At 69.9% G+C, this 17556-nt stretch carries 12 protein-coding genes; 6 read left to right on the forward strand and 6 right to left on the reverse strand.

All coding sequences use genetic code 11. From position 1 onward, the window contains the following. Positions 1-22 precede the first annotated feature (22 nt). Both ligD and QE385_RS14200 read right to left on the reverse strand, forming a co-directional pair. The gene (gene ligD, locus QE385_RS14195; RefSeq protein ID WP_307102904.1) at positions 23-2467 is read right to left on the reverse strand and encodes a DNA ligase D; all 2445 of its coding nucleotides are present in this window, start codon (positions 2465-2467) and stop codon (positions 23-25) included. Then, a complete protein-coding gene (locus QE385_RS14200) occupies positions 2460-3347 on the reverse strand; it encodes a Ku protein (RefSeq protein ID WP_307102906.1) in 888 nt (295 codons plus the stop codon). The genes ligD and QE385_RS14200 overlap by 8 nt, the downstream gene beginning before the upstream one ends. A 96-nt stretch (positions 3348-3443) precedes the next feature. Here QE385_RS14200 and pdxH point away from each other — a divergent pair, with 96 nt between their 5' ends. Genes pdxH through QE385_RS14215 form a run of 3 tightly spaced genes read left to right on the forward strand, consistent with a single transcriptional unit; the run spans position 3444 to position 5778 of the window. Beyond that, entirely contained in the window at positions 3444-4025 is a 582-nt protein-coding gene (gene pdxH, locus QE385_RS14205) for a pyridoxamine 5'-phosphate oxidase (protein ID WP_307102908.1), read from the forward strand. Then, complete coding sequence (locus QE385_RS14210; RefSeq protein ID WP_307102910.1) at positions 4022-4975, forward strand: cation diffusion facilitator family transporter; 954 nt, start codon at positions 4022-4024, stop codon at positions 4973-4975. Before pdxH ends, QE385_RS14210 begins: the two co-directional genes overlap by 4 nt. Continuing rightward, the gene (locus QE385_RS14215; RefSeq protein ID WP_307102911.1) at positions 4975-5778 is read left to right on the forward strand and encodes a PhzF family phenazine biosynthesis protein; all 804 of its coding nucleotides are present in this window, start codon (positions 4975-4977) and stop codon (positions 5776-5778) included. The genes QE385_RS14210 and QE385_RS14215 overlap by 1 nt, the downstream gene beginning before the upstream one ends. Positions 5779-5989: 211 nt before the next feature. On the opposite strand, the gene QE385_RS14220 is transcribed toward QE385_RS14215, so the two are convergent. After that, positions 5990-9376 carry a chromosome segregation SMC family protein gene (locus QE385_RS14220; RefSeq protein WP_307102913.1) on the reverse strand — a complete coding sequence of 1129 codons (3387 nt, stop codon included), beginning with the start codon at positions 9374-9376 and terminating at the stop codon, positions 5990-5992. A gap of 182 nt (positions 9377-9558) precedes the next feature. Here QE385_RS14220 and QE385_RS14225 point away from each other — a divergent pair, with 182 nt between their 5' ends. Together QE385_RS14225 and QE385_RS14230 are read left to right on the forward strand one after the other, a co-directional pair. After that, a complete protein-coding gene (locus tag QE385_RS14225) occupies positions 9559-9750 on the forward strand; it encodes a hypothetical protein (protein WP_307102915.1) in 192 nt (63 codons plus the stop codon). Positions 9751-9827: 77 nt separating this feature from the next. After that, entirely contained in the window at positions 9828-10220 is a 393-nt protein-coding gene (locus QE385_RS14230) for a hypothetical protein (protein ID WP_307102917.1), read from the forward strand. An 89-nt stretch (positions 10221-10309) separates the two neighbouring features. On the opposite strand, the gene QE385_RS14235 is transcribed toward QE385_RS14230, so the two are convergent. Next, positions 10310-11587: an FAD-binding oxidoreductase gene (locus tag QE385_RS14235; RefSeq protein ID WP_307102919.1), complete on the reverse strand. Its 1278-nt coding sequence runs from the start codon at positions 11585-11587 to the stop codon at positions 10310-10312. A gap of 33 nt (positions 11588-11620) precedes the next feature. On the opposite strand from QE385_RS14235, the gene QE385_RS14240 reads away from it, so the two are divergent. Continuing rightward, positions 11621-12634: a 4-hydroxyproline epimerase gene (locus QE385_RS14240; RefSeq protein ID WP_307102921.1), complete on the forward strand. Its 1014-nt coding sequence runs from the start codon at positions 11621-11623 to the stop codon at positions 12632-12634. A gap of 231 nt (positions 12635-12865) precedes the next feature. On the opposite strand, the gene QE385_RS14245 is transcribed toward QE385_RS14240, so the two are convergent. Further along, positions 12866-14068 carry a Xaa-Pro peptidase family protein gene (locus tag QE385_RS14245; protein WP_307102923.1) on the reverse strand — a complete coding sequence of 401 codons (1203 nt, stop codon included), beginning with the start codon at positions 14066-14068 and terminating at the stop codon, positions 12866-12868. 51 nt (positions 14069-14119) lie between these two features. Next, positions 14120-17455: a DNA methyltransferase gene (locus QE385_RS14250; protein ID WP_307102924.1), complete on the reverse strand. Its 3336-nt coding sequence runs from the start codon at positions 17453-17455 to the stop codon at positions 14120-14122. Positions 17456-17556: the final 101 nt, after the last annotated feature.

The raw sequence follows: 17556 nt of genomic DNA on the forward strand, positions 1-17556 counted from the left end.
CGCCCAAGGTTGCAACAGGCGATTAGAGATCGGGCAGGATTTGATCCGCGACCCCCCAGCCGCGGAGGGCGGCGCCGTCGGCGCGCGCGACCAGTTCGGCGGCATCGCGGATGGTCCAGCGCGCCGCCCGGTCGATCGCGTCCAGCTCGCGCCACGCCACCGGGGCGGCCACCGGCGCCCCGGCCCGTGCCCGCGCCGAATAGGGCATGACCGCCGTCGCGCCGCGCTGGTTGCGCAGCCAGTCGATGAAGATGCGGCCCTTGCGCTTGGCCTTGGTCATGACCGCGACGAAGCGTCCCGGATCGCTCTGCGCCAGCGCCTTGGCGAAACGCTCGGCAAAGTCCGATACGGCAGGCCAGTCGGCATCGGGCGTCAGCGGCACGACGACATGCACGCCCTTGCCCCCCGACAGCATCGCGAAGCTCGTCAGCCCCAGTTCGGCCAGCTGGTCGTGGATATGCACGGCGGCGCGCTTCACCTCGTCGAACGACACGCTGGGATCGGGATCGAGGTCGAAGATCATCCGGTCGGGCTGTTCCAGCGCGGCGATGCCCGCGCCCCAGCCATGGAATTCAATCGACCCCATCTGGATACAGGCGCGCAGGCCCTCCGCATCCTCGACATAGAGATAGGGTTCGGTGCCGCCGTCCTTCTCGCGGATCGGCACCGAAAGGACCTGCGGCCCGAAACTGCCCGCGTCATGCTTCTGGAAGAAACAGGCCCGCGCGCGGCCTTGCGGACAGCGGACCAGGCTGACCGGCCGCCGCGCGACCCAGGGAAGCATCAGCGGCGCGACGGTCGCGACATAATCGGCCAGATCGCCCTTGGTCAGGTCGCTGTCGGGAAAGATCACCCGGTCGGGATGGGTGATCGTGACCGCGCTTTCGCCCGACGAGGAAGCGGGGGTGGGGGCGGGGCGTTCCTCGACCACCTGATCGGCGGGCTTGTCCTCGCGCAGCCCGATGAAGCTGGGATGGCGGAGCAGGCCATCGGGCGTCGTCTCGGTAAAGGCGATCTCGGCGACCAGATCGGGGCGGACCCACTTGGCCCCCCGCACCATGGCGCGCGGCGCCTCGACGGTCGCGGTCCGGCGGGCGCGGGCGTCGAGCAGGCGGCGGAGTTCGTCCATCCGCGCCGCCGTGAAGCCGGTGCCGACCTTGCCGACATAGGTCAGCTTGCCGTCGCGGTTCACGCCCAGCAGCAGCGACTTGAACCCGCGCCGCGCCTTGTCCGAGGGGAGCCAACCGATAATGACGAATTCCTGCCGCCTCAGGCATTTGGCCTTCAGCCAGTCGCGGCTCCGGCCGCCGGGATAGCGGCTGTCGGCGCGTTTGGAGACGACGCCCTCCAGCCCCTCGGCACACAGCCTGTCGAACAGCGCCTCGCCGGAGCCCGTGACATGTTCGGCGAACCGGATCGTCTCGTCGCCGTCGGGCACGATCGCGCGCAGCCGCTCCTTGCGCTGGACCAGCGGCAGCTCGGCCAGATCCTCGCCGTCGAGCGAGAGCAGGTCGAAGGCGAACAGGCTCATCGGTTTGTCGCTGCCGATCGCGTCCTTCAGCGTCGAGAAGTCGGGCCGTCCGTCCTTGAACGCGACGATCTCGCCATCGATCAGCGCCGAGGTGACGGGCAGGTCGGCCGCCGCCGCGACGATGCCGGGAAACTTGTCGCTCCAGTCCAGCCCGTTGCGGGTGAACACCTGCGCCTTCCCGCCGCCGACCGCGATCAGCGCGCGATAGCCGTCATATTTGATCTCGTGCAGCCAGCCCTGGCCTGCGGGCACCCGGTCGACCAGCGTGCACAGCGCCGGGGGCTGGAACGCCGGCGGCGCGGCTTTTTTCGCCTTCGTCCGGCGCGGGGTGGGCTTCGCCTTTCCGGCGGGCTTTGCCTTGGCCGGTTTCCCCTCGGCGATCTGCGCCATGGTCCGCCCGGTCGACACGCTGGTCAGCGCCTGATCGGTCAGCGTGTCGGTGCCCCCGGCCTGCGCATCGGCCACTTTGCGGAGCAGCCAGTTCTCGCGCTTCTCCCGGCCGCGCGGCTTCATGCGGACCAGCAGCCATTCGCCCTTCATCCGCTCGCCATCGAGGATGAAGTGGAGATGCCCGTCCTCCAGATCGGCGGCGCTCTTGCCCGCGACCGGCGACCAGGTGCCGCGATCCCACAGCATCACCGTGCCGCCGCCATATTCGCCCGAAGGGATCGTGCCCTCGAACGTCGCATAGGATAGCGGATGGTCCTCGGTCCTGACCGCCAGCCGTTTCTCGTCCGGGTCCAGGCTCGGCCCGCGCGTCACCGCCCAGCTCTTGAGCACGCCGTCCACCTCCAGCCGGAAGTCCCAGTGGAGCCGCGTCGCGTCATGCTTCTGCACGATGAAGCTGTTGCCGCTGCCGGGTTCCAGCGTCCCCGCAGGCTCGGCGGTGCGGGTGAAGTCGCGCTTGGCGTTATAGCGGGCGAGCGGATCAGCCATGTTTGCGCGCCGGGGCCTTGCGGGCGGGCTTCTTGGCGGGCGCCTTGCGCGTCGTCTTGGCCGGGGCCTTGCGCGGGCGGCTGCGCGTCTCGCCGGTCTCCATCGATTGCTTCAGCGCCGCCATCAGGTCGGCGACATGGCCGCCGGAGCGCGCGGGCGCGTCATCCTCGTCCTCGATGATCTTCCGGCCCTTGGCCTTGCGCTTGCGTTCGATCAGGCGGTGAAGCGCCTCGACATAATGGTCGTGGAACTGCTTGGGGTCGAAGGGGCCCGACTTCTTCTCGATCAGCGCTTCGGCCAGCTCGAGCAGTTCGGCATCGGGCTTGGCATCGCCGATATCGCCGAAAAACCCTTGCGCCTTGTTCACCTCGTCCGCGTAGCGCAAAGTCTCCAGGATCAGCCCGCGCCCGCACGGCCGAAGCGACACGATATATTCGCGACCCCGCAGCGCCAGCTGGCCGAGCCCGACCTTGCCCGTCCGCTTCAACGCCTCGCGCAGGACGATGAACGCTTCCTCGGCCAGATCGTCGGCGGGGACGACGAAATAGGGGCGTTCGTAATAGAGGACGTTGATCTCGCCCGCATCGACGAAGCGGGTCAGCTCCAGCGTCTTCTTCGACTCCAGCTTGACCGCGTCGATCTCGTCCTGGTCGAGCAGGACATAATCGCCCTTGGCGACCTGATAGCCCTTCACGATGTCGTCGGTGTCGACCGGGCCGATGTCGCTGACGACCTTTTCGTAATGGATCGGCTTGCCGCTGGGTTCGTGGATCTGCTTGAACTGGATGGTCGCGCCGCTTTTGGTCGCGGGATACAGCTCGACCGGGATCGACACGAGGGCGAGGCGGATCTGACCCTGCCAGTAAGCGCGTGCGGGCATTGGGAATTTCTCCGTTGCGTAACGGGACCAATGACGGACCCTGCGTTTCCGTTCCCGACATTGGTTTTCGTCGGCCACAGGCGTATGGACGCGCGCATGGCTGACGATCCCTTTGCCCTGTTCGATGCGTGGTTTGCCGAAGCGCGTGCGAGCGAAATCAACGATTCCAACGCGATGGCGCTGGCGACGGTCGATGCGCGCCTTCAGCCCTCGGTCCGCATGGTCCTGCTGAAGGGGCATGATGCCCGCGGATTCGTGTTCTACACCAATCGCGAGAGCCGCAAGGCGCAGGATCTGGGCGAGGGCAGCCGGGCCGCGCTGCTGTTCCACTGGAAGTCGCTGCGCCGCCAGATCCGGATCGAGGGCATGGTCGCCCGCGTCTCCGATGCGGAATCGGATGCCTATTTCGCCAGCCGGGGCCGCGACTCGCAGCTGGGCGCCTGGGCCTCCGACCAGTCGCGGCCGCTCGCCGACCGCGCGACGTTCGAGGCGCGGTTCGAAGAAATGCGCGCCCGGTTCGAGGACGGCGAGGTGCCCCGCCCGCCGCATTGGGGCGGATACCGCGTGTCCCCCGAGCGGATCGAATTCTGGCTCGACCGCGAACACCGGCTGCACGAACGGCGTGTCTTCACCCGCACGCCCGAGAATGGCTGGGACGAAGGGCTGCTGTTCCCGTGACCCAGGACGAACGCAAGAAGGTCATTCCGCTGGCGACCAAGGCGGCACTGGCCAGCGTCGCGATGGCGCTGTTCCTGCTGGCGCTGAAGGGCTTTGCCGCGTGGCGGACGGGGTCGGTCGCGATGCTGGGGTCGCTGGCCGACACCGCGCTCGACCTGCTGGCCAGCCTGGTCACGCTGTACGGCGTCCGGCTGGCGGCGACCCCGGCCGACCATGACCATCGTTTCGGCCATGGCAAGGCGGAGGCGCTGGCGGCGCTGTTCCAGGTGGCGCTGATCACCGCCTCGGCGGCGGGCATCGCGTGGCGCGCGGTGATGGCGCTGGGCGCGGACAATCCCACCTCCGACGCCGAGTTCGGCATCGGCGTGTCGGTCATCGCGATCGCCGCGACCGTGGTGCTGCTCGGTTATCAGCGCAGCGTCATCCGTCGCACCGGGTCGGTCGCGATCCTGGCGGACAATGTCCATTACCAGTCGGACGTGCTGCTCAACGGATCGGTGATCGTCGCGATGGTGCTCGACCAGTATTTCGGCTGGCACGGCGCGGACCCGATCTTCGGCATCGCCATCGCGCTGTGGCTGGCCTGGGGCGCGTTCCAGGCATCCTCGACCGCGATCGACCAGCTGATGGACAAGGAATGGCCCGACGACCAGCGCGCCGCGTTCCTGGACGTCGCCGCGCGCCAGCCGGGGCTGAAGGGCATTCACGACTTCCGCACCCGCCGCTCCGGAAGCCATGACTTCGCGCAATTCCATATGGAGGTGGCGCGCGACCTGACCGTCGCCGCCGCGCATGACATTGTCGAGGGGGTGGAACGCGCGCTGCGCCGGGCCTTCCCCAAGGTCGAGGTGCTGATCCATCTCGATCCCGAAGGCCATGTCGACACCGACAATCCGCTGGTCGAGGCGGACGTGACCCCGCACTGGTTCGGCAAGCGGATCGGCTATTGATGCGCATCCCCTTCACCCAGGTCGATGCCTTTGCCGAGGCGGCGTTCGGCGGCAATCCGGCGGCGGTGATGATGCTGTCGGCGTGGCTGGACGACGCCATGCTGCTGGCGATCGCGCAGGAGAACAACCTGTCCGAAACCGCCTTCCTGGTGGCGGCCGACGGCGCGGCGGCGGATTTCGAGCTGCGCTGGTTCACGCCGGGCGACGAGGTCGAGATGTGCGGCCACGCCACGCTGGCGAGCGGGCATGTCGTGCTATCCTCCGATACGACGCGCGAGCGGGTGCGCTTCGCGACCCGCCATGCCGGGGTGCTGGAGGTGGCGCGCGACGGGCTGGGCTACAGCCTGTCGCTGCCCGAGCGGACGCCGGTGCCTGCGGCGCTGCCGGGGGTGGTCGAGGCGCTGAGCGTGGAGGGCGTGGTCGCGACGCTGCGCCATCCGGCGGGCTATGCGGTGGTCGTGGTCGACGATGCGGCGCGGGTACGAGCCTGTACGCCCGACTTCGCGGCGCTTGCGGCGGCGGGCCGCTACGTCGTGATCCTGACCGCGCGCGGCGGGGCGGGTGAGGCGGATGTGGTCAGCCGCGTCTTCGTACCGGCCTTCGCCATCGATGAAGACCCGGTGACGGGCGCAGCGCATGCGGTGATCACGCCCTATTGGACGCAGAAGCTGGGCCGCGATGCCTTTGTGGCGGAGCAGGCGAGCGCGCGCGGCGGGCGGCTGCGCTGCCGGATGGAAGGCGACCGGGTGGTGCTGGGCGGCGGATGCGTCACGGTGATCGAGGGGGCGTTCCTTCTGCCATAAGCGGCCGGGTGCGGGCTTCGACTTTTTCGTTCAGCTTGAATGGGGTTCAGCACCCCGGCGAAGGCCGGGGCCCAGGCTCCACCAAGCCTGTGGCGCGCCACGCGATGCGGGGGAGGCCAATGCCCGGCGCCTTCGATGGCACATAGCAACTGGGCCCCGGCCTTCGCCGGGGAACGGGTGTAATTCGCTGGATCGCGCTTTGAAACGGGCCTCACTCCGCCGCCAGCAACGTCTCCGCCGCCTGCAAATCCACCGACACCAGCCGGCTGACCCCGCGTTCGATCATCGTCACGCCGAACAGCCGGTGCATCCGGCTCATCGTCACCGCATTGTGGGTCACGATCAGATAGCGCGTGTCCGTCTCGCGCGTCATCCGGTCGAGCAGCCCGCAGAAACGGTCGATATTGGCGTCGTCCAGCGGCGCGTCGACCTCGTCCAGCACGCAGATCGGCGCGGGGTTGGTCAGGAACAGCCCGAAGATCAGCGCCACCGCCGTCAGCGCCTGTTCGCCCCCCGACAACAGGGTCAGCGACTGGAGCCGCTTGCCCGGGGGCTGCGCCATGATCTCCAGCCCCGCCTCCAGCGGATCGTCCGAATCGACCAGCGCCAGATGCGCCGAGCCGCCGTCGAACAGCGTCGCGAACAGCGTCTGGAAATGCCCGTTGACCGCCTCGAACGCCTCGAGCAGCCGCTGCCGCCCCTCGCGGTTGAGCAGCCCGATCGAACCGCGCAGCCGCGCCACCGCCTGGACCAGATCCTCGCGCTCCGCCGCGCTTGCCGCGCCGCTGGCCTCGAGTTCGGCCAGTTCCTGTTCGGCGACGAGGTTGACCGGACCGATCCGCTCGCGATCGGCGGACAGCTTCTCGTGTGCGGCTCCCTCGGCCTGGGGCGAGCCGACGCCCGCGCTCTCGAACCCCAGCTTCTCCGGCAGGACCGGCGCGGGGCAGGCGAAGCGCTCGCCCGAGACGCGGCCCAGCTCGACCCGGCGCAATTCGTGATTCTCGACCCGCGCCAGCGCGCCCGCCCGCGCTTCCCGCGCCGCCGACAGCAGGGCGTTGGCCCCGGCATGCGCGGCCTCCGCCGCGCGCAGCGCGCGTTCGGCTTCGGCTTCCTCCGCCTGGGTCCGCTCCGCCTCCGCCTTGGCGGCATCATGCGCGGCGGCGAGCGTGGCGATCTCCTCGGCCAGCTGCGCCGGGCGATCGGCGATGGCGGCGGTATCGCGGTCCAGCGTGGCGGCGCGGGCATCCATCTCGGCGATCCGCCCCGCCGCCTGACCCGCCCGCTGTTCCCAGCCCTGTGCCTCGGCAATGGCGGCGGCCAGCCGGTCGCGGGTCTGCGCCAGGCTGCGTTCCAGCGTGGTCCGCTCCGACCGCGCGAGCGCCACCGCCGAGCGGGCGAGCTGCGTCTCGGTCAGGAGCCGCGCCGTCTCCGCCGCGCTCGCGCTGCCGTCGGGCAGGGCGGCGAGCGCGGCGGCGGCGCGGTCGCATTCGACCGCCGCCTCGTCCATCTCGTTGGCGATCCGTTCGGCGCGGATGGCGAGGTCGGCGCGCTGTCCGGACAGGCGTTCGATCTGCGCTTGCGCCCGGTCCTCGGCGCGCTGCGCCTCGCGATGCGCGGCCTCGGCCTGGGCGAGCAGCGTGCGGGCGCTGGCGGCGGCGCCCCGCGCACGCGCGATCCGCTCGTCGATCGTGACCCGCGCGGCGGTGGCGGCGGCGACCGCGCTTTCCGCCGCCGGACGCTCCGCCTCCAGCTTCGCCAGCCGGTTGCGGCGTTCCATCCGCTCCGCCGCCGCCGCGCCGCCGCCCTCGCCGACATAGCCGTCCCAGCGCCGCAGCCGCCCCTCGCGCGTGACCAGCCGCTGGCCGACGCGGAGCGGCTGGCCCGAATCCGCCTCGACCAGGAAGATCTGCGACAGCCGCCGCGCCAGCGTCTCGGGCGCCTGGATCCGTGCGCCCAGCGGCAGCGTGCCGACCGGGGCGGGGGGATCGTCCTCGGCGATGGGCGATCCCTGCCAGTCGACCAAAGGCGTATCCAGCTCGTCGCCCAGCGCCGCCGCCAGCGCGCGCTCGAAGCCCGGATCGGCCTGCACCTCGTCCAGCAGGCGGTCGCCGCCCTTGCGCTCGGTCGCGCGGGTCAGCGCGGTCATCTCGGCCTCCAGCGCGGCGAGCGCGGCGATCGCCTGCGCGCGCGCCGCCTCGGCGGGATCGCGTTCGGCGGTGGCCATCGCCTCGCTCTCCTCGGCCCATTGCGAGGCGGCGCGCGCCTTGTCGGCATCGGTGCGCGCGGCGGCCTGCGCGGCGATGGCAGCGTCGCGCACCGCCTCCTGCCCGGCCAGGTCGGGCAGCGCCTCGATCGCGGCGGCGACCCCGCGCGCCTCGCGCTCGGCGCGTTCGTGGCGCGCGCGCGCGGAGCTCAGCCCGGCCTCGGCGATGCGGCGTTCGGCGGCTTCGGCGGCCTGGGCGGACAGGGCCCGCGCCAGCGCCACCTCGGCATCGCGATTCTTGCTCTCCGCCTCGGCCAGCAGCGTGTCGAGCCGGGGCATGGCCTGGGTCGCATGGGCGATGCGCGCGTCCAGATCCTCGCGCTCGTCGGTCAGCCGCTGGATGGCGGCGGCGGCGTCATGCGCCAGCGCATCCTCGCGCGCCCGGTCCTCGCCGACGCGGGTGCGCGAGGATGCCAGTTCCTCGATCCGGCGTTGCAGCCCGTGACGCTGGTCGCGGGCGCGGGACAGGGCATGGCCCGCCTCGCTCAACGCATCGCGCGCCGCCAGCGCGGCGGCGCGGGTCCGCGCGGCCAGCGCCACCGCCTGCTCCTGCGCCCCGGCCGCGATCCGTTCGGCCTGCGTCGTCTCGGTCACGCGGCGTTCGGCGGCGTCGGCCTCGATCCGGGCGGCTGCGGCGGCATCGGCGGCGTCGCGCCAGCGGGCGAAGATCATCCGCGCCTCGGCCATGCGGATCTGGTCGGAGATCAGGCGATAGCGCTCCGCCGCGCGCGCCTGTCGCCGCAGGGTCGCGATGCGGGCATCCTGGTCGGCGATCGCCTCGTCCAGCCGGGTGAGATTGGCCTCGGTCGCGCGCAGCTTGGCCTCCGCATCGCGGCGGCGGACGTGGAGCCCGGCGATCCCGGCGGCTTCCTCCAGCATCGCGCGGCGCTCGGCGGGCTTGGCGGCGATGACCGCGCCGATCCGGTTCTGGCTGACGAGGGCTGGCGAATGCGCGCCGGTTGCGGCATCGGCGAACAGCAGCGCCACGTCCTTGGCGCGCACGTCGCGCCCGTCGATCCGGTATGCCGAGCCCGCGCCGCGTTCGATCCGGCGGACGATCTCGGTCTCCTCGCCCTCACGCTCGGCCAGGATCGTGACCTCGGCGAAGTCGCGCGGCGGGCGGCTGGCGGTGCCCGCGAAGATGACGTCTTCCATCCCCGCACCGCGCATCGACCGCGCGCTGTTCTCCCCCATCGTCCAGCGCAGCGCTTCGAGCAGGTTCGACTTGCCGCAGCCATTGGGCCCGACAACGCCGGTCAGCCCCGGTTCGATGACCAGATCGGCCGGATCGACGAAGCTCTTGAAACCCGAAATGCGAAGCCGCTTGATCTGCACGGACCCGGTCGCCGCTCCCCCCGATGCGCTGTGGTTAACCGATAGCGGATGGAGGCGGGATGTCGAGGGGGGAGGCGTGGTGGAGACGCTCGCGGCGTGGTTGGGGATTCTTCGCACGGAATGGGGGATGTCGCCCACTTGCAGACATTGAGCATGGCTTTGCGATCTGTCATCGTGCGGTAATGTCGCTTGAACACCAGCCGCGCCTGTTGGACGAACAAACCGCTTTCAGGGCGATGTGCGTTTATCTTGAGGCTTACTGGGAGCGAGGCCTGCGGTCATCTGATGACATTGCCCAGCTTTTGTCGATCATCCACAACGACCCGGCAACGCCGGATGATTGGGCAAATGCTATCGAGCAGGTCGTCCGCTAACGCCCACTTGCGGACATTGACCGTCACCCTCGTACTTCTTGATTGCGGACGTTGATTGCCCGGTGCAGCGTGTCAGAATGCAGCACGGATCGATCGTCAAGTTTTTGTCGGGCACACTCTCCGCGGAAGGTTTGGCACGAGAGATACGCGCTGAAGTTGCCGCATTTAGAACCGCACTGAGAGACACGGCGAAGGGCAACATCCTAGTCTCCAGGGGGCCGCGATTTGTGGTGACCAGAGAGGGCGCACGACGTTTGCTAAAAGCCGTAGCCGACGATCGGTTGCCGTTCGATGCGGCGAACTACCTCGCAGATTGCATCGTCATGAACGACGACTTTGAATTTGCGGACGATGCCGTGCGGGGCGCCGTGTTCTTCATCGAAGATGACAGCGGCCGGTTTGCCACGGGCAATGATGAATGGCGACCCTCTCGGGCGGAAACGCTGAACGCGATTGCTCTGCTGGATTGAACAACAACTATCTTTGGCTCACCTCTGAAAGCTGCCGGACCGCTCACCACCAATTTCCGTCATTCGCGCCGGTGCATGTCGTTTCCGGATCACCCGAACCGCGCCAATCCGAACGGTTCCAGAGGCACGGGTGACGCCTTTCCATCCAGCATCGCCGCCACCAACTCCCCCGTAATCGGCGCAAGGGTCAGGCCCAGATGGTTGTGCCCGAAGGCATAGGACACGCCCGTCGTCCCCGGCGCCCGCCCGATCGCTGGCAAGTAATCCGGCAGGGTCGGCCGCGCGCCCATCCAGGGTTTGGCGTCCTCGCCGATCGGCAGGCCCAGCGCCGCGATGTGGCGGCGCAGGCGGTTCCATTTGGCGGGGTCGGGTTTGGCCTGGGCGCGGGCGAACTCGACGATGCTGGCGGCGCGCAGGCCACCGGCGAAGCGGGTGACGATCATCGAGCGGTCCTCGAACACCACCGGGGGCAGGTCGGCGGGCCAGTCGACCGCCGGGCCGGTCTGGAGGTGATAGCCGCGCTCGGCGATGATCGGGGCCTTGAGCCCGAACGGACGGAGCAGCACGGCGCTCGCCACGCCCGCCGTCACGACGATCTGCGCCGCCGACAGGCGGCGGCCGTCCTCGAGCCGCGCCTCGCCGTCGCCGACCGCCGCCACGCGTCCCACGATGCGCGTGCCGCCGTCCGCCAGGAAGCGGGCGAGGGCGGCCTCGGCAAGTTGGGTCGGGTCGGCGATCTGGCCGCTCCCCTCGAAGCGGATGCCGCCCGCGAGCGGGGCGTGGACGCGGGTGCGCCAGTCCTGCAACTCCGCCTCGGTCAGGGCGCGGAAGCGCGCGGTGCCGGTGTCCGCCGCCTGCCACCCGGCAAGCCCGCGCGCGGCGCTTTCGGGGGTTTCCCACAGCACGACATGACCGTCCTCGCGCAGCAGCTCGGGCGCGCCCAGCGCCGCGACATGACGCCGCCAGGCGGGCATGGCCTGTGCCAGCAGAGCGGCAAGTGCGCCATGCGCCCGCCGATAGCGATCGGCCCGTGCCGCGCCCAGCAACCGCAGCGCGAAGGGCAGCCAGGTCGCGATCTCGCGCGGGGGCAGCGCCAGTGCGCCGCCGCGAAAGAACAGCCGTCTGGCAAAGCCGCGCACCATCGCGGGCGAGGCGATCGGCTCGGCCTGCTCGGTCGCGATATGGCCCGCATTGCCCCAGGAGGCGGCGCGTGGGGTCTCCTCCGCCTCGACCAGCGTCACCGCCCATCCGGCCCGTTGCAGCGCCAGCGCGGTAGTGGTCCCGATGACGCCGCCCCCGACGATCAGGGCGGTGCGATCTTGCGGGGCGGCGGCGTGATTTTCGGGCTTGGGCATAAGTCGGGTCATATCGTATACGGATTTCCTAGCAAGGGAATCCCGATGACGTCACCGACCATCCGCCACACCTTTTTCTGTATCGACGGCCATACCGCGGGCAATCCGGTCCGGCTGGTCGCGGGCGGTGCGCCGCTGTTGCGCGGGAGCAGCATGGCCGAGCGGCGGCTGGACTTTCTGGAACGCTTCGACTGGATCCGCACCGGGCTGTGCTTCGAGCCGCGCGGGCATGACATGATGTCGGGCGGCTTCCTCTATCCGCCGTGCGAGCCCGACAGCGACGCGGCGATCCTGTTCATCGAGACCAGCGGCTGCCTGCCCATGTGCGGGCACGGCACGATCGGCATGATCACCTTCGGCCTGGAAAACGGCCTCATCACCCCGCGCGAGCCGGGCAAGCTGAAGGTCGAGGTGCCGGCGGGCACCATCCATATCGAATATGAGAAGGAAGGCGCCAAGGTCACGGCGGTCCGCATCCGCAACGTCCCCGCCTATCTGGCGGCCGAGGGCATCGAAATCGACGTGCCGGGCTTCGGCCCGCTGACGCTGGATGTCGCCTATGGCGGCAACTATTACGCCATCGTCGAGCCGCAGGGGGCCTATACCGGGCTGGACGATCTGGGCGCGTCGAAGCTGGTCGAGTTGAGCCGGACGATCCGCGAACTGGTGCGCGAGAAGTTCGAGCCGGTGCATCCGCTCGAACCCTCGATCCGGGGGGTCAGCCATGTGCTCTGGGCGGACAAGCCCTCGGCCGAGGATGCCGATGGGCGCAACGCGGTCTTCTATGGCGAACGCGCGATCGACCGTTCCCCATGCGGCACCGGCACCTCGGCGCGGTTGGCGCATCTGGCGGCCAAGGGGCGCTTGCGCGTCGGCGACCGCTTCGTCCACGAAAGCTATATCCGCAGCCGCTTCATCGGCCGGGTGGAGGAAGCGACCGAACTCGGCGGGCAGGCGGCGATCGTGCCGTCGATCCAGGGCTCGGCGGTGGCGACGGGTTTCAACACGATCTGGATCGATCGCGAGGACCCTTTCTGGGCCGGGTTCACCGTCGTCTGAGGCGATTTTCACGCGAAGACGCGAGGGCGCGAAGAAGAAGAGGTTCGCGCGGAGACGCGGAGGTGGAGGGACTCGCCGCGCCAGCGGCCCTCCAATCTCCACCCGTTGCTGATTCCAGAGCGCTGCCGCGCGGGCGATCATCTCCGCGCCTCCGCGTCTCCGCGCGAACAAAATCCTTCGCGTCTTCGCGCCTTCGCGTGAACCAATCCCGGCCTCAGCCGGGCTCGCGCCTCACCCCAGATCGTCGATCGCGGGCTGCGGCTCGGTGAACCAGGCGGCACCCGTCTCCGTGACATAGAAGTGATCTTCCAGCCGCACGCCGAAGCGATCCGGCACGACGATCATCGGTTCGTTGGAAAAGCACATGCCGGGGCTCAGCGGCGTCCGGTCGCCGCGCACCAGATAGGCAGGCTCGTGGATCGACAGGCCGATGCCGTGGCCCGTGCGGTGCGGCAGGCCGGGCAGGCGATAGTCGGGACCCAGCCCCGCGCGCTCCAGCACCGCGCGGGCAGCATAGTCGACCGCCTCGCACGGTTCGCCAGGCCGGACGGCGGCGAAGGCGGCGGCCTGGGCCTCCTTCTCGATGTCCCAGATGCGGCGGACCTCGTCGCCGACATCGCCGAACGCATAGGTGCGGGTGATATCGCTATGATAGCCGTCGATCAGCGTGCCGGTATCGACCAGCACCACGTCGCCGTCGCGCAGCACGTCGTCCTGCGGCAGGCCATGCGGAAAGGCGGTCGAGCGGCCGAACTGCACCGCACAGAAATAATTGCCGGTCGATGCGCCCAGCGCGCGGTGCGCGGCGTCGATGAAGCGGATCACCTCCGACGCGCGAATGCCCTCGTGCAGGATGCGCGCGGCGCGGCGATGCACCTCCAGCGTCATGTCCATTGCCTGCTGCATGAGCGCGATCTCGGTGGGCGACTTGATCATCCGACATCCATCGACGACCGCCGCGCCGCTGACCAGCGCGACGCCGGGCGCGGCGGCGCGGATCCGCTCGACGAACAGGAACGCCATGGCGGGATCGATGGCGAGCGTCCTGGCCCCCATCGCCGCCAGCGCATCGGCGACCAGCGCGGAGGGGCTTTCATCCTCTTCCCACAGGCGGATGTCGGTGGCGGGGATGGCGAGGCTCGCCTCGAACGAGCCCAGTTCGAAACCGGGGCAGATGAAGATCGGATCGCCCGCGACGGGAAGCAGCATCGCGACCAGCCGCTCGGTCGGCCCCCACGCGACGCCGGTGAAATAGCGCAAGGACGCCCCCGCGCCGATCAGCAGTGCATCGGCGCCCGTCTCGGCCATCAGCGCGCGGGCGCGCGCGATCCGGCGGGCGCGTTCGGCGGCATCGATCGGCGGCGCGGGGTTGGCCCAGGGCGACAGCTCCGCCAGTTCGCGCTCCGCCGTCGATCCGCCGATCATCCCTGCCATGTCACTCGCTCCGTTTCGTATACGGTTGCGGCTCTAGCGTGGATCGGCGACTCATGCCACCCGGCGCAGGCGATAGCCCTCCGGCCCCTGCGCGACATAGCCCAGCCGCACCGCGCCCTGAAGCGCGGCGACGACCGCGCGCTCGACCTGGCGGCCTTGCGCGAAATGGCGGGCGATGGCGGCGGCGGACAAGGGGCGGTCGGTGCCGAGCAGCGCGAAGACGCTGGCGATCCGCCCGCCAAGGTCGCGCGGAAAGCTGGGTTTGGTCGCGGCAGGCTCGGCGAGCGGCAGCGCGCGTTCGGTCGGGCCGAGCGGGGTCGCGCCCGCGCGGCGGCTCTGGAAGTCGGGACGCAGCCACAGGACATGGCCGGCGCGCTCGTCCGCCCGGCGCTGCGCGTTGAGCGCGACCAGCCGCGCGACCCTCTCCGCCGCCGGGATCGCGGCGGGCCAGCCATAGGCGGCGATGACGGCGGCATCGATCTGGTCGTGCAGCCGCGCGATCAGGTCGACCGATCCCCGGCGGCGAAGCGCTTCGTCCCCGGCGGTCAGCCTGTCCCCCGCGACCAGCCGGTGACGCAGATTGTACAGGCCGGTCAGGGTCAGGTCGGGCGTCTCGGCCAGGATGCGCTTGCGCGTGGCGTCGAGTTCCTCGGCGAGGTCGGCGATGACCCGGCGGGCGGGGTCGCTGGCATCGGGGAAGGGGAAGGGGTCGAAGACTTGCGTCTTGGTATAGCGATGGCCCTGCTCGAATTTCGCGACGCCCATCAGCCCGCAATTGGCATAGGTCCATGCCAGGCTCGCCGAGGACGACAGGACGCCAAGATGAAAGGCATCCTCGGTGGCGACGCAGACCAGCATGTTGTCGGGCAGGGTGTCGGCGGGCAGGAACTGGAAGATGCGATGCTTGGCCGTCTCGACGGTCGCGATATAGCGCGACAAGCCGTCGAGCGCGGGGCGCAGCTCGCGGCGGGGTTCGCCGAACAGCCACCATTGGTTGCGATAGGTCGCCCGTGCATTGTCGTCGCGCTCGGGCTTCACGCTCCGCAGCACATGGCCATAGACCTCGGGAAAGCGCTGGCGCACCTCGGCTTCGGACAGGCCCAGCAGGTCGATCACCATGGCCCCGCGCGTCCGCGCGGTCAGGTCGCGGCCGTGGCAATAGGGGCGGATATGTCGTTCCAGCCCCTCGCGGCGGCCGAGCCCCAGCATCTCCGCCTCGGCCGAGGACACGATGAAGCCCGCGCCGTGGAGTTTCACGCCGGGCGAACATAGCCATTGGTTTGCGAGCAATGGCCGGGCCTGGGTCACGTCCGTTCCCACCGACAGGTCCGCATTGATCCGCCCGACCGTCTCGGCGAAGCGGATGTCGGGCGTGTCGCTGTCCAGCCCGCTCTCCCCGGCGATGCGCAGGCGTCGGCCGTCGACCGTGCCGCGCCCCATGACCGTCATCGCGATCCGCACCATCGCGGCATCGGGCGTTGCCTTGGTCCAGGGATGGTCGGGGATCGCCAGCAGGATCGAGAGCGGCGGCGTACCCTCCAGCGCGCGGGCGATGACCCGGCGGCCGAAGGTCTGGGTGATCGAATTGGTCGTGACGAAGCCGAAGCGGATCAGCGGCGTATCCCGCACCGCCAGCGCCTGCGCGGCGCGGTCCCACCAATAGAGGACGTAATCGGCGGCGCGCGGCATTTTGGGATAGGCGCGCCACAGTGCCTCCGCCATGCCCTCGGGCAAGCGCCCGCGCAGGTCCTTGCCGCCGATGAAGGGCGGGTTGCCGACGATGAACTCCGCCTCCGGCCAGGGCGTCCGCTGGCCCGTGGGGGTGAGCAGCGCGTCGGCGGTGACGATCGACTGGACATCCTCCAGCACCGGGTCGGACACCTGCCCGCCATTGCGCAACTGCCAGCGGATATAGCCCAGCCACAGCACCAGCTGCGCGATGGCGGCGGCGCGGGCGTTGACCTCGATCCCGTGGAAATTGCGCGGGTGGACCGTCTCGGTATCGAGGTGCAGTATCTCCTCGCCCGACAGCTCGGCCAGCACCTCCAGCACCTCGCCCTCCAGCCGCTTCATCAGCTCGAGCGTGACATAGAGGAAATTGCCGGTCCCGCAGGCGGGGTCCAGGACGCGGATCGCCGCCAGCCGCCGGTGGAAATCGCGCACCCGCTGCACGGCGGCGCGGGGATTGTCGGCGCGTTCATTCTCCATCGCGCTCAGCACCTGCGCCCAGTCGTCGCGCAAGGGGGCGATGACGGTCGCGGTCACCAGCCGCTCGACATAGGCGCGCGGCGTGTAATGCGCGCCCAGCCGCCGCCGCTGCGCCGGATCGAGCGCCTGTTCGAGCAGCGTGCCGAAGATGGCGGGCTCGACATCGCGCCAGTCGCGCTTGGCGGCGGCGAGCAGCTCGCCAATCTCCTCGCGGTTGAGGGGCAGGGCGTCGGCGGTGTGGAACAGCCCGCCATTGAACCGCCGCACCGCGCAGCGCAGCACATTGGCCTCGCCGCCCCGGTCCATCGAATGCCACAGATCCTCGATCCAGGGCACGAAGGCATCGGGTCGCTCGCGCGCGTCCGACAACAGGGTGACAAAACCCCCGGCGGGCAGCAGTCCGCTATGCTCGGCGAACATGGTGAACAGGCAGCGCATCAGGAACAGCGCCACCCCCTCCGGATCATGCCCGCGCTCCTCCAGCAGCCTGGAGATGCTGGCCAGCCGAGTCGCCACGTCGCGGGTGACGGCGGCGGCATGACGGGTCGGGTCCAGCGAATGCGGCGCGTCCCAGATCGCCGCCAGCCGCTGGCGCACCTCCTCGCGGCGCAGATCGTCCAGCGCGATGCGGAAGCGGGCGCGGTCGGGGAATTGCTTGTAATGCTTCCCCTGGCCCGAAAAGTCGGCGAACAGCTCGATCACCCGGCCGACATCGACCACGATCAGGAAGGGCGGCCAGCCATGATCGACGGGTAGCGCGCGGGCATATTGCTCGGCCTGTTCGCGCGCGCGGCGCATCAATATGTCCCATTGCCGCGACCGGGGCGCGGCGCCCGCCCCATCGGGGAGCAGGCCGGGGAGCAGGCCGGGGAGCAGCGGACCTTCGGCGGCGAGCGATTTCGCGCCCAGGCCCTCGCGGCTCTGCTTGGCCTCCAGCACGAAGCAGCCGCGCTTGTAGAGGTCGATCCGCCCGCGCCGGTCCTCGTCACCGGGCAGGATGACCGCGCGCTCGAAGACATAGTCGTTGCGGGCGCTGGTGGCATGGGCGGGCTCAGGCGGGGCGACGCCGAGGATCGCGCACAGCTCGGTCAGGAACAGCGCATAATTGGCGCGCTCCGCCCCGCCTTCGCACGCCTGCCAGCGCCGAATGAACGCCTCGATCGCCGCCGGGCTCGCCATAAGTTGAAATCCTCCCGATGGGGATCATCGAGAGGATTTCAAAAGGGCAAAGCAAAGTTGGAACCGGTTTCGCCCAATCCCTCGCTCCGTTCAGCCTGAGC

The sequence above is a fragment of the Sphingomonas sp. SORGH_AS_0950 genome (genome assembly GCF_030818415.1).
GTDB lineage: Bacteria > Pseudomonadota > Alphaproteobacteria > Sphingomonadales > Sphingomonadaceae > Sphingomonas.